13 protein-coding genes and 1 pseudogene are annotated in these 11,447 nt (G+C 43.8%); 7 read left to right on the plus strand and 7 right to left on the minus strand.

Translation table 11 applies throughout. The features are described from left to right. The first annotated feature begins 2 nt into the window (after window positions 1-2). Window positions 3-500, plus strand: a complete 498-nt coding sequence (locus ACE1CC_RS04760; RefSeq protein WP_413269324.1) for a DUF192 domain-containing protein — start codon at window positions 3-5, stop codon at window positions 498-500. A gap of 111 nt (window positions 501-611) precedes the next feature. On the opposite strand, the gene ACE1CC_RS04765 is transcribed toward ACE1CC_RS04760, so the two are convergent. Next, window positions 612-1,172 (minus strand): PadR family transcriptional regulator, encoded by a 561-nt coding sequence (locus tag ACE1CC_RS04765; RefSeq protein WP_413269325.1) that lies wholly within the window; start codon window positions 1,170-1,172, stop codon window positions 612-614. A 129-nt stretch (window positions 1,173-1,301) separates the two neighbouring features. Between ACE1CC_RS04765 and ACE1CC_RS04770 the strand changes: the two genes are divergently transcribed. Continuing rightward, complete coding sequence (locus ACE1CC_RS04770) at window positions 1,302-2,216, plus strand: pirin family protein (protein WP_413269326.1); 915 nt, start codon at window positions 1,302-1,304, stop codon at window positions 2,214-2,216. Continuing rightward, window positions 2,188-2,595 (plus strand): hypothetical protein, encoded by a 408-nt coding sequence (locus ACE1CC_RS04775; RefSeq protein ID WP_413269327.1) that lies wholly within the window; start codon window positions 2,188-2,190, stop codon window positions 2,593-2,595. The genes ACE1CC_RS04770 and ACE1CC_RS04775 overlap by 29 nt, the downstream gene beginning before the upstream one ends. A gap of 114 nt (window positions 2,596-2,709) precedes the next feature. Here the strand turns inward: ACE1CC_RS04775 and ACE1CC_RS04780 are convergent, their stop codons facing one another. Then, window positions 2,710-3,417: a helix-turn-helix transcriptional regulator gene (locus ACE1CC_RS04780; protein ID WP_459563800.1), complete on the minus strand. Its 708-nt coding sequence runs from the start codon at window positions 3,415-3,417 to the stop codon at window positions 2,710-2,712. Window positions 3,418-3,545: 128 nt separating this feature from the next. Here ACE1CC_RS04780 and ACE1CC_RS04785 point away from each other — a divergent pair, with 128 nt between their 5' ends. Both ACE1CC_RS04785 and ACE1CC_RS04790 read left to right on the plus strand, forming a co-directional pair. Further along, the gene (locus ACE1CC_RS04785; protein WP_413269329.1) at window positions 3,546-4,013 is read left to right on the plus strand and encodes a DUF6220 domain-containing protein; all 468 of its coding nucleotides are present in this window, start codon (window positions 3,546-3,548) and stop codon (window positions 4,011-4,013) included. Between the two features lie 9 nt (window positions 4,014-4,022). Next, window positions 4,023-4,856, plus strand: coding sequence for a sulfurtransferase (locus tag ACE1CC_RS04790; RefSeq protein WP_413269330.1), 834 nt, complete (start codon window positions 4,023-4,025; stop codon window positions 4,854-4,856). A gap of 63 nt (window positions 4,857-4,919) precedes the next feature. Here ACE1CC_RS04790 and ACE1CC_RS04795 read toward each other — a convergent pair whose 3' ends face one another. The 4 genes from ACE1CC_RS04795 to ACE1CC_RS04810 all read right to left on the minus strand — a co-directional run bounded on the left by ACE1CC_RS04795 (window position 4,920) and on the right by ACE1CC_RS04810 (window position 9,139). Further along, window positions 4,920-6,251: an ATP-binding protein gene (locus tag ACE1CC_RS04795; RefSeq protein WP_413269331.1), complete on the minus strand. Its 1,332-nt coding sequence runs from the start codon at window positions 6,249-6,251 to the stop codon at window positions 4,920-4,922. 74 nt (window positions 6,252-6,325) lie between these two features. After that, a complete protein-coding gene (locus ACE1CC_RS04800; protein WP_413269332.1) occupies window positions 6,326-7,990 on the minus strand; it encodes an FAD-dependent oxidoreductase in 1,665 nt (554 codons plus the stop codon). 38 nt (window positions 7,991-8,028) lie between these two features. Then, complete coding sequence (locus ACE1CC_RS04805) at window positions 8,029-8,295, minus strand: GNAT family N-acetyltransferase (RefSeq protein WP_413269336.1); 267 nt, start codon at window positions 8,293-8,295, stop codon at window positions 8,029-8,031. 61 nt (window positions 8,296-8,356) lie between these two features. After that, entirely contained in the window at window positions 8,357-9,139 is a 783-nt protein-coding gene (locus ACE1CC_RS04810; protein ID WP_413269333.1) for an IS1/IS1595 family N-terminal zinc-binding domain-containing protein, read from the minus strand. Window positions 9,140-9,324: 185 nt separating this feature from the next. Here ACE1CC_RS04810 and ACE1CC_RS04815 point away from each other — a divergent pair, with 185 nt between their 5' ends. Both ACE1CC_RS04815 and ACE1CC_RS04820 read left to right on the plus strand, forming a co-directional pair. Then, window positions 9,325-10,278, plus strand: coding sequence for a Rieske 2Fe-2S domain-containing protein (locus ACE1CC_RS04815; protein WP_459563801.1), 954 nt, complete (start codon window positions 9,325-9,327; stop codon window positions 10,276-10,278). Between the two features lie 245 nt (window positions 10,279-10,523). After that, window positions 10,524-11,084, plus strand: coding sequence for a hypothetical protein (locus ACE1CC_RS04820; protein ID WP_413269335.1), 561 nt, complete (start codon window positions 10,524-10,526; stop codon window positions 11,082-11,084). Between the two features lie 16 nt (window positions 11,085-11,100). On the opposite strand, the pseudogene ACE1CC_RS04825 reads toward ACE1CC_RS04820, so the two are convergent. Then, a pseudogene (locus tag ACE1CC_RS04825) lies at window positions 11,101-11,447 on the minus strand (glutathione S-transferase); the annotation flags it as partial.

Raw genomic sequence — 11,447 nt, forward strand, 5'->3', positions numbered from 1 at the left:
CCATGCCGCATAGTAAGAATCGGATTAATAAATTTATTGACTTGGTTGGAGTTTCTATCGGCTGTTTTTTGCTGGTGGGTTCTCTTGTGCAAATTATTACCACCCTGCAAAAGCGATCGACTCATAGAACTCAAAAGCCAATTGCTTACTTGGTAGTGGATCGTCGTCAGATTCCGCTAGAGATTGCCCGGACTCCCGAAGAGCAAGCACGAGGTTTAATGTATCGAAATCAGCTTAATGGTTCGGGTATGCTGTTCCCCGTTCAACCGCCAAGAGTCGTGTCGTTGTGGATGAAAAATGTCCGTGAACCTCTCGACATTGTGTTTGTGCGTCAAGGTAAGGTAGTTGCGATCGCACAATCTGTTCCCCCTTGTCTTAATCAGCGTTGCCCTGTATACAAATCGCCCGTTCCTGTTGACTTGGTAATTGAACTACCTGCTGGCAATGCAGATCGATTTAAATTATCCGTTGGTTTGAAGGTTGCCGTATTCTCACCTTAACTCTTTTGGAAAGACCGGACATGATATCAAACTGTAAGCTTAAAGTAACCCCAATGTTTTAAAACTGCGGCGAGTGATTTCTAATCTTTTAGGAGCGACAAGTTTGAGCATCTATTCAGATTCAGAAATTGATTCGGATTGGTTTTGGAGTGTTGCGATCGCCTCATGGAGCCAATTAAGATAAGTCTGTTCCCGCTGCTTGACTAACTCTAATACCAACCGCTGCATTTTCTGTTCGCGAGATGCTTCCAAATTATCCAAAGCAGGAAGATCGTGAGCCTCACACTCGGCTAGTTTCTGGTACCTCGCTTCTAACTCTTGCTCCAATAAACTAATAATTGCTTCATTTGGTAATTGAGCGGCGAAGTAAAGTTGTACTAACAAAGGCTCTCGCAAAATCGGTAGAGGCTGATGGGTTCTCAACCACTGATTTAATGCTTTGGAGCCTGTTTCTGTAATCTGGTAGACCTTGCGATTCGGACGATCGTGCTGAATTTCCACCCTACAGGTAATCCAGCCTTGTGCTTCTAACTTATCCAATGTGCGATAAATCTGTGCCTGATCTGCTTGCCACAGATGGGCAATGCAATCATCAAAGCACTGTGTTTTCAGATCGTAGCCAGTCCGTTCCTGTTGCTGGAGTAGACCGAGAATCACGTAAGTCAAAGACATAGACGGTTTACCGAACTAATTTAGGGATACAAGCCCTACTGAACAGTTTTATATACTACTATGCTAATATATGATTAATCAGATATAAGACAAGTGAGATAAATTATCTGATTCCCAGGAGGCGATACTATGACCGTTACCACTCAAACGCTGCGATCGGTTGCCGGAATTATTAATAGTGTGGAAACTTTAGAAGGGGCAGGTTTTTTGGTACGTCGTCCCTTTCCTAAAAGCAGTTTCTCCGAGTTTGACCCTTTTCTCCTCCTTGATGAATTAGGCCCAGTTAACCTAAAACCAGGTCAGGCAAAAGGCGCACCAGATCATCCCCATCGGGGATTTGAAACCGTTAGCTATGTATTAGATGGACGGTTAGAACACAAAGATTCTGTTGGACATACGGGAGTTTTAAATCCGGGTGATGTGCAGTGGATGACCGCAGGTGCAGGGGTGGTGCATTCGGAAATGCCCCAAGCAGAATTTACTCGCACAGGTGGACGGCTACATGGGATTCAACTCTGGGTTAACCTGCCGCAACGGGATAAGATGATTGCGCCTCGTTATCAAGAAATTAAGGCGGCTCAAATTCCTGTAGTTCATACAGAAGATGGGTCTGTAACGGTGCGAGTCATTGCTTCTGAAGCGTTAGGTGCAAAGGCAACCATTGAAACCCGCACACCAATTATTTACCTACACTTCACGTTACAACCGGGTGCATCGATCGTCCAAAGAGTACCGAAAGAATACAACGCTTTTGCATATCTGCTCGATGGTACTGGTTTGTTTGGCACCGAACAGGAACGTGGTCATGATGGACAAATGGTGATTTTTGCTGCTGATGGGGATGAGGTTGTCATTGCTAACCTTGCTAATGCTCAACAACCGCTCGATTTCCTGCTAATTGGCGGAGTACCGTTGAATGAACCTGTAGTGCGCTATGGGCCATTTGTAATGAACACCAAAGCTCAAATTATGCAGGCGATCGAAGATTACCAAAATGGAAAGATGGGACAAATTTATGCAAAACACACTTCAAAATCGGATTAATCAGCATCAACTTTTAAGCGATTTACGAATTAAATTGCTGCGCTTGCACAAGTCATTGTTAAACACAGAACGTATTACTTACGAACAAATGCGGGGAAATGTTTCTACTGGCGAACTACTACAACTAGTGATTAATCATGAACAATTTGCCTGGTTACATCAACTTTCCCAACTGATTGTACAAATTGATGATTTGCTTCATGCTGATGAGCCTGTAACAAAGGAAGCGATCGCTACTCTTATTGATGAGGTTCGGACTTTGCTTACACCAAACGAATGGGGAAATGATTTTGCTTATAAGTATGACGCAGCTTTGCAACGCAATCCTGATGTGGTGTTAGCTCATGCTGATGCTGTCATGCTTTTAGCTTCAGACTAGAACCCATAAATTAAAGCAGTTTGTCTAGATTACATTTAATCTAGACAAACTGTTTGTTCAATTTGATTACACAGGAGATAAAAATATTAATAAAGTTAGAAGGTAAGCCATGTACTAACGCATCACTGCAATATCTAATTCGGCAATTCTGGCTACCAATTGGGCACGGGATACCACTCCCAGCTTGCGAAACATCCGCTTCAATGCTTGCTTAACCGAATGTTCCGTAATCCATAATTTAGTGCCAATTTGAGCATTCGTCAGTCCTTGTGCAACTAGTTCGGTAATTTCTATTTCTCTTGGAGTGAGGGGATTCTTTTTAGGAGAGTCTACGTTAACAGCATTGTGTTCAAAAGTTAGTGGTTTTGAACGTATTTGAGCAAGTCGCGTCGAAAGGTGCAGACATAGCGCACTCAAATCCGCTAGATTATCTGTATTAAAGGCGGGTTCATCTCGATGGCGAGTAAAGGCAATCCCACCCACCAGTTGACCGTGAGTGACGATCGGACCTACCATAACGTGCCCATGATCGGCGCGAGGGCAAATTGTCTGCCAAACTCCATTCGGCAAAATAATTCCCTCATGCACAGCCGCATGGCGCTGCACTAAGTAACGCAATACTGGATTGTAGTCTAGCGACAAAGCTAGTTTCAGCATTCTTGGTGTATTTTCATTAATAGTAGGAAGCTGGTCTAGAAAACTCAATTTCCAGCGGTTAGCCTCAAAATACTCGCCTAGTGCTGCCATAATCGACTCTCTAATCTCGTCTTCATCCTGTGCTTGAGCGATCGCTGTAAATAATGGCTGCAAAGGACTTTCCATCATGGTTTTCATGAAAGCTGACCAACGGCTCTAGAGCTAAGTGTACTCGATCGAGGTCTATTCAGACAGAGGTAGCTAGTTTAATCTGACTTTAGTGTTGCAAATCAACTTGAGGCTTGAGCAAATTTATGGATTCTTCTGCCAACTCGCTTGATGCTCACGTCAATCCCACTACAGAAAACTCCCAATCTTCCTTATCACCAACAATCATCGGCTTTTATATTATTGCTGTTCTGTTCAATCTTTGTCTAGTTGCCCAAGTGTTAACTGTGGGACTGGCTTATTTTGGTAATTCTGGTTGGTGGAATACTCACGTCTGGCTTGTGCGAAGCTACAGCGGACTATCCCTAGTTCTACTGGTATGGGTTTATTTGGTTTCATTTCCTAAACGAGTCCGAATGCTCACCTTGAGCCTACCCATTTTATTAGCATTGCAATTTTTCACCATTCATGCACAACTTCCTTTGCCTTTTCCCTTAGCTTTTTTCCATCCCTTACTCGGATTTTCCCTATTTTCTGCGTCTTCAACACTAGTACATCGGGTAGGAAACATTCTTTCATCTGCGAAAAACGAGAACAAATCTACAACAATTTAGGGGAATTCTATGATAAATAATGCTAATTCAGAAATTGTAGTTGATACTCAATGGCTTGCCGATCGCCTCAACGATCCTAACTTGCGAATTGTCGAAGTTGAGATGAGTCCAGAACGCTACCACAATGCTCATATTCCGGGTGCAGTTTTCTGGAATATCCTCACCGACTTACTTCTGCCAGACTTACGAATCAATCTTGATGCAACTGCCATTGAAAAGTTGCTCTCCCACTCCGGCATTACCAACGAAACAACTGTTGTTGCTTATGGCAGTTATCCTGGAACTGGAGCTTGGATTTTCTGGTTATTGAAATTATTTGGGCATTCAGATGTTCGAGTTTTAAATGGTGGACATCAAAAGTGGATTGCCCAAGGTCTTCCAGTAACCGCAGAGTTATCAACTTTCTCACCAGTCGATTATCGAGCAAAGCCCCTGGATGCTAGTTTGCGGGTATTCTCTGATGAGGTGTATGCAGCGATCGATCGCCCCGATCAAGTACTCTTAGATGTGCGTACTTTGCCAGAATACCAAGGTGAACACTTCCTGATGAAGCCACCACTAGGCACAGAAAAAGCCGGACATATTCCTGGCGCTGTTCACATAGAACATACTTTAACACTAAATGAAGATGGAACTTTCAAGTCATTGGAAGAGTTACAGGCACTTTACACTAGCAAAGGTATTACTCCTGAAAAAGAGGTGTTTCCTTATTGTGCTATTGGTGGGCGATCGGCTTACACTTGGTTTGTTTTGAAGCATTTACTGGGCTACCCAAATGTGCGGAACTATGATGGTTCTTGGAATGAGTGGAGTCGTCTGCCAGATGTGTCCATCGAGAAATAATTTAACCCATGATGAAGACACGACAACTCAACTAAACCTTTGAACTGTTGATTCTAACACTGCTCAGTAAGCTGGTAAGCAGATTGTGAAACAAGTTCTGCCTGGTTGTGATTCAAAGGAAATTGTTCCGTGATGGCGATTCTCTACAATCCGTCGAGTCGTTTCTAAACCTAGTCCCGATCCATGTCCGACTGATTTGGTGGTGAAGAAGGGTTCAAAAATGCGCGATTGAATTTCCGGGGGAATGCCGCTGCCAGAATCGGTGATGTCAACTTTGACAAAGCGATCGCGCTGCCCAGTTGTAATTTCCAACACTCCCTTGCCATCCATAGCATCGATCGCATTATCAATTAAGTTCGTCCACACTTGATTCAATTCGCTACCATAAGCCATAATTTTCGGAATCTGTGGATCGTAATGGCGTTGTACTTGGATACCACATTTGAGTTTGTAAGCAAACAACCGCAACGTATCTTCTAAACCTTGATGCAGATTTACCTCTTGCTGAATCCCCCGATCTAAATAAGAGTAGGATTTCATGGCTTGCACCAGTTCTGAAATTCGTTCTGCTCCGCGCAAACCATGTTTAATCATCGACATCACTTCAAAAGATAGCGCTAACCAATGTAAACCCATTTCCCGTAACTCGGTGGAATCGTTGCGCCAACGCTCCATAAGCTGATTCAGGGTTTCGATCTCAACACCGCCTTCCGCTAAAGGTTCTGCCAGATTCCAAGCTTGCTTCACACCATAGTTTTCCAGCCAATCTAGCAGAATGGTTTCCCGATCGCTCAAACTCACAGGATCTATGCGCTCGTTGAGAATCGCATCATAACCCCGATCGCGTTCCTGTAACCATTGCTGAGTATGCTCTGCCTCAACCTGGCGTTGTCCGTAAACTAAGTTCATGCGCTGTAGCTCGAGGACGGCACTTGGCATTTGTCGCAAAGCACGAAGCAACGCTGCGGCTGGATTGTTGAGTTCATGGGCTAATCCGGCAGCAAGCGTCCCCAACGCAGCCATTTTTTCTCGTCCGCGAATGAAAGACTCTAAACCACGAGTCCGACGCTGCATGATACGAAATACCGTTCGCTCAAAATCGCGGCATTCATGTAGTAGCTTGAGGAAGTCGTTTGCTTTAATTTTGTAGAGTTTAGAATCTGTTACCGCCCGCATTGTCACCAGCACAGGTTCATCGGTAAGCACAGGAATTTCACCAAAGAATGATGGTGCGTTATGTTGACCAACAGGAATATCAATATTTTCACTTCGGCGGGTAATGCTCATTTGACCCGCAACCAAAATATACAAGTCACAGGAAACATCTCCTTCCTGTACCAGGAGTTCCCCAGTACGAAGTTCAACAGTTTGAGCGCGATCGCAAACCCACTCCAATCGGTTTGAGGAAGTTGTTGAAACGGGTCTAAATTTACCAAATCTTCAACACATAGCATGGGAATCTCCTTGAGCTAAACCTTCGCAAGATAGCGATGAATAAATTGAACTGCGATCGCACCTTCGCCCACACCAGAAGCCACTCGCTTAATTGACCCATATCGCACATCTCCCGCTGCAAAGATGCCAGGAACACTCGCTTCTAGTAAAAATGGAGGACGGTCTAAATTCCAGCCGCGTGGCAATTTACCATTAGATATTAAATCAGGCCCAGTGAGAATAAAACCTTGAGTATCGCGTTCTATTACGCCATCCAACCAATCGGTTTTGGGACTGGCACCGATGAAGATAAACAGCGATCGTGCAGGTACAGTTTCAACTTCTCCAGTTTTGCCATGGGAAATTACAATTGCTTCTAAATGTTCGTTTCCCTTTACTTCTAATACACTACAGCAGGTGCAAACTTGAATGTTTTGGGTTGCGGCAATCTGGTCAATCAAATACTGAGACATACTGGTAGCCAGCGACTCCCCACGCACCAGCATAATTACTTTGCTGGCATATTTAGAGAAATACATCGCTGCCTGTCCGGCTGAGTTTGCCCCACCTACTAAGTAAACATCTTCATTGCTACAGGCGATCGCTTCGGTCATAGCAGCACCATAATATACACCTGCCCCAGTCAACTTATCGGCTCCAGGCACATTGAGCCAACGGTAGGAAACGCCCGTTGCCACCAGGAGAGCATGACAGCTAATCTCGCTATTGTCTGCAAGTTGCAAAATCCGGTAGGAGTCTTGCAGTCGCACGCCTTTAACTTCTTGAGGCGTGAGAATCTCTACCCCAAATCGTCGTGCCTGGGTAACGGCTCGTCTTGCCAAATCGCTACCACTCAAGCCTACAGGAAATCCCAGATAATTCTCAATCCGAGAACTGGAGCCTGCCTGTCCGCCTGGTGCTTCTCGCTCAATCAAAACGGTACTTAATCCTTCAGATGCGCCATAGACCGCTGCTGCTAATCCCGCAGGCCCACCACCGACGATCGCTAAATCGTAAAAAGGGCGTTGTGCTTGGGTTTTCAGTCCGAGCTTCTCTGCGATCGCTAAATTAGAAGGTTGTATTAATTGAGAACCATCAGGAAATAATACCAAAGGTAGATGTTGTCTGCCTTCAGCTTCGGCGTATTCTACCAATTTAGCTGCCTCTGGCTCTAGTTCAATATCCAACCACTGATAGGGAATTTGGTTTCGTGCCAAGAAGTCTTTCACCTGATGGGAAAAAGGCGACCAACGATTACCCACAACGCGAATACCTTCAAAAGGTGGACGGAATGCTGCACTCCAGTCATCAAGTAAATCATCCAAAATTGGATAAAGCCGCTCTTCGGGTGGGTCCCAAGGCTTAAGCAAATAGTAATCCAGGCGGGCGCTATTAATCGACTGTATAGCAGCATCTGTGTCTGCATAAGCTGTCAGTAAAACTCGTTTCGCAACCGGAAAAACGTCTTTTGCCTGTTCAATGAACTCCACACCTCCCATTTGCGGCATTCGTTGATCGACCAAAAATAAAGCAACGGGTTCATTTCGCAATTTGAGTTGCTGAACTACGTCAAGTGCAGCAATGCCAGATTCTGCTCGCACAATGCGGAAGCGATCGCCATATTGATGTCGCAAGTCCCGTGACACCGCTTGTAGAACCTCTGGATCGTCATCGACGGTTAGAACTACAGGTTTTGCCATAATTACCGAGCCTTAGTTTAACTGAATATGTTACCTGTCTATACAGTCATTTGAAGAGCATATAGATGAAGGCTGAAACCCAGACTTTGCCAAAAAGCCAAAGCTGCCTTGTTATCAGGCAAAACACTTATCTCAATGTTAATTGCTCCCTGTTCTTTTGCGGAACTAATTACCTTACGAGCTAGCTGCGTCCCGTATCCACATCGGTGAACTGATGGTCTAATGAAAAAATCGAATATTCTGGCAAACTTCTGCTCTGAACCCTGGTGAACTGGTATGACCTTGAAATCAACAAATCCTACAATATTGCTGTATTGCTGTCAAGCAGCACCCGCGCCATATTTCCACTACCCCAAAACCCGATGCTTACGGTTGCAAATTATTGCGATCGAGAAACTGTCTACCACAGTCTTTGCACAAATAGCGCTGCTTACCGTAACGATGTCCATTTTTTGACAGGCGCTCGGAATGACAGTGCGGACATATCATTACTTTCATTACTTGTAATTGTGATGATTCTGGCTGTAAATGCGATCGCAAGTAAGCTACCAGCAAGGCTTTAATTTCCTCATAACGCCATTGACGTTTACTCTCCTCACCTCGTAAAGCGTTTAGTAGTAGGGCGTTGTAACACTGATGAGCCGTTTCTGCGAGGCGTTCGCTTTTTTGAACCTCTAATTTTGGATTGCATTGCCGGAAGAAACCTGCATATTGTTGAATCAACTCCTCATTGAAAGTTTCATCGAATAGTTTAAATAGCTCTGGGGCTAAAAAGTACTGGATATAAACCACACGGGCAATCGGATCTTGAAAGTAAGCTGCAAAGGTGTCTACCATTCGGTCAATAAACTCTGCAAATGGTCGTTGTTGCTGGGCGTATTGCAATAGTTGAGCATTAATTGCCTTTACCCGTTCCATGTGACGAGCTTCCAAGGCATGAAAAATCGCCAGTTTATCGGGAAAGAACTGATAGAGCGATCCGATCGCAGTTTGTGCCCGCGTTGCAATCAGATGCGTGGTAGCCGCTTCGTATCCCACTTCTGCAAATACTTCTGCTGCTGCGCGTAAAATCTTTTCTACCCTTTGTTGGCTGCGCTTTTGCTGAGGTTGTCTTCGCATCGGGATCGATCGCGCTGCTATTTTTTCCATAAATCTACCTTGACAAACATGAATAATCCGTCGTATTTTATAAGTCAAATATGAAAGTTATGTCACAATTTTAGGCTACAGCTTGACCAAGCTGAGTAACTGCTTAAGTGCAAGTTTCCTGTTGGGAACAACTTTGCACTGCACCGCACCGTTCTAACCTACAAACCTTATCCTTTGGAGAAAGTATGGAAACCATTCTTCCGGGCGCACCTTGGTTGATTGCTCACCGTTCCATGCTAGGCATCAACAAACCGCAGAAAATTTCCCTTAATGGACAAGATTATGTCCTTTGGCAAAATCAGCTTCGACAGGTATTTGCTTTGAATAACATTTGTCCACACTTGCAAGCTCCTTTATCTAATGGTTGGATCTGCAAAGAACGAAACACTATTACTTGTCCATTTCATGCTTTAGAATTTGATGCTCAAGGGCGATTGTATCAATCGGGTAAAGTTGGCGCACATCCGCTGACTACACCTTTAGAGTTGATTGTCAAAGGTGATTGCATTTGGACTTATGCTGGTATGAATCCCAAAATTGGGGTGCCCGATCTAATTGAAAAGGTAAGTGATGGGATGACCTTTTTAGGTGTAGCTGGAGAAAAGAGTATCAAAGGAACTTTTTTGAATAATCTGTTGATCAATTATGATTTCAATCATCAAAGTGGTACTCATCGGGAGTTGTTCGGCATCAAAGCTAATCGAATTCCCGTTTTTGAAGAACAAGGATATTGGGCTAAGGTAGCGCAGGAACTCGAACGTGAAGATGTTACTTTGGATGACATTCGCCGTAATCCAGTTATCTTAATTGCACCGAAAACTTATACTGGGGTTTTAGAATATGCTTTTCCTGCATTGACTACTTTTAAGACTGCTTTTCCTTTGGGAGAGATTTTGCAAGTTCATGTTCTTTACCCAGAAACCGAGACAACAACCAAAACGTTTGTGCTGGTTTATGCTAAGTTTAAACATCCCATATTTAAGCCACTGTTGCAACGCTCGATGTTGAGTGCAGTAACAACTGTTGTTGAGCAGGATACTAGGGCGATCGAAACTTCTTACCCTCGTCAGCCAGCCATGATTCGATTACCCAACGAAGAAATTATGTATCATGCTCAAAAACTTTATCGAGAATGGTAATAGTCTCATCATATCCAGTTCTAGCTATGTAACTGCTCACCGCAACAGCCTTGCGGTATTGCAAGTGGTGGTATTTGAGCCTATATAAATTCCAACAGGAAGTAAGCGTAGCAAGAGTTTGAGCTCAAGGAGTGAAAATAGGGTATAGTGGCTTCCATGCTTGAAACAACCACACTCTTCAACCAGCCAGTAGAGATAGCCATTGCCATAGAGAAGATGGCTTCGGCTGTATTGTCTTTGGCAGAGTGGCTATTCAAGCAACAGCAGCAGCTTCAACAGCAACTGATTATGCGGGTACTTACTTAGGAGATAACAAACAACTTACTTTCTTTGCTCAAAATCAACATTTAATTTTAGAATACCAGGATACACAAATTATTTTAGAACGGCGTTATGGGGATAGTTTTTATGTTAATCATCCCGATTTTGCGCTTTTTCTTTTAACTTTTAAACGCTCGGATAATCAAGTAGTAGAAGTGTTTTATGGAGAGCAGTGGTATGTGAGCGATCGCTACACCAAAACTAAGACTTTTAACTATCCCCCCGAATGGTTAGCTTATACAGGACATTACCGTTCTCATAATCCCTGGTACTCTAATTTTTGGATTATTTTACGTCAGTATAAGTTGTGGATAATCTATCCTGTTTGGGGAGATGGAGAAGTTTTAGTACCGCAAAGAAACGGTGTTTTCCGAATTGGAGAAGATGAGCGAACACCAGAAAGAATCAAATTTGATAGTATTATCGATGAGCGAGCATTACGCGCTCATATTTCCGGTTGTGATTATTATCGTACTTTCCTTTGAAAACTAAAATTAATCATTATTTCTTGCCAAAATTAGCTGGGTCTTGATCCCGCCGATGATTAATTGGAATCGGAGTACCTTGACCATTGCCTACCAAAGCCGCAGTCGCCTCCAACGCTTCTCTCAACCGTTTAGCAGCATAGATAGACATATCTCTAGGTACACTAATACGATCGCGCAAATACCGCAAAGCCACATCAGAACCCGGTGGTGGCACACAAACCTCCCCAGTCATCATATAAGTTAACGCACAACCCAATGCTTCTTCAAACAACTTATCATCAGCTGGATTAACTTTAATAATATTAGCCCGATGCTTCAGTACCCGTTGCAAAGCTTCAGCGCGTGAGGTTTCCGGTTCTG

The organism is Floridaenema aerugineum BLCC-F46 (genome assembly GCF_041929345.1).
Classification (GTDB): Bacteria; Cyanobacteriota; Cyanobacteriia; order Cyanobacteriales; family Aerosakkonemataceae; genus Floridanema; species Floridanema aerugineum.

Excerpts from the sequence above, each read along its gene's own strand:
- ACE1CC_RS04810 (WP_413269333.1), bottom strand. The coding sequence starts at position 9,139 with ATGGAAAAAATAGCAGCGCGATCGATCCCGATGCGAAGACAACCTCAG.
- ACE1CC_RS04815 (WP_459563801.1), top strand. The coding sequence starts at position 9,325 with ATGGAAACCATTCTTCCGGGCGCACCTTGGTTGATTGCTCACCGTTCC.
- ACE1CC_RS04800 (WP_413269332.1), bottom strand. The coding sequence starts at position 7,990 with ATGGCAAAACCTGTAGTTCTAACCGTCGATGACGATCCAGAGGTTCTA.
- ACE1CC_RS04770 (WP_413269326.1), top strand. The coding sequence starts at position 1,302 with ATGACCGTTACCACTCAAACGCTGCGATCGGTTGCCGGAATTATTAAT.
- ACE1CC_RS04785 (WP_413269329.1), top strand. The coding sequence starts at position 3,546 with ATGGATTCTTCTGCCAACTCGCTTGATGCTCACGTCAATCCCACTACA.
- ACE1CC_RS04780 (WP_459563800.1), bottom strand. The coding sequence starts at position 3,417 with ATGGAAAGTCCTTTGCAGCCATTATTTACAGCGATCGCTCAAGCACAG.
- ACE1CC_RS04765 (WP_413269325.1), bottom strand. The coding sequence starts at position 1,172 with ATGTCTTTGACTTACGTGATTCTCGGTCTACTCCAGCAACAGGAACGG.
- ACE1CC_RS04775 (WP_413269327.1), top strand. The coding sequence starts at position 2,188 with ATGCAAAACACACTTCAAAATCGGATTAATCAGCATCAACTTTTAAGC.
- ACE1CC_RS04760 (WP_413269324.1), top strand. The coding sequence starts at position 3 with ATGCCGCATAGTAAGAATCGGATTAATAAATTTATTGACTTGGTTGGA.
- ACE1CC_RS04790 (WP_413269330.1), top strand. The coding sequence starts at position 4,023 with ATGATAAATAATGCTAATTCAGAAATTGTAGTTGATACTCAATGGCTT.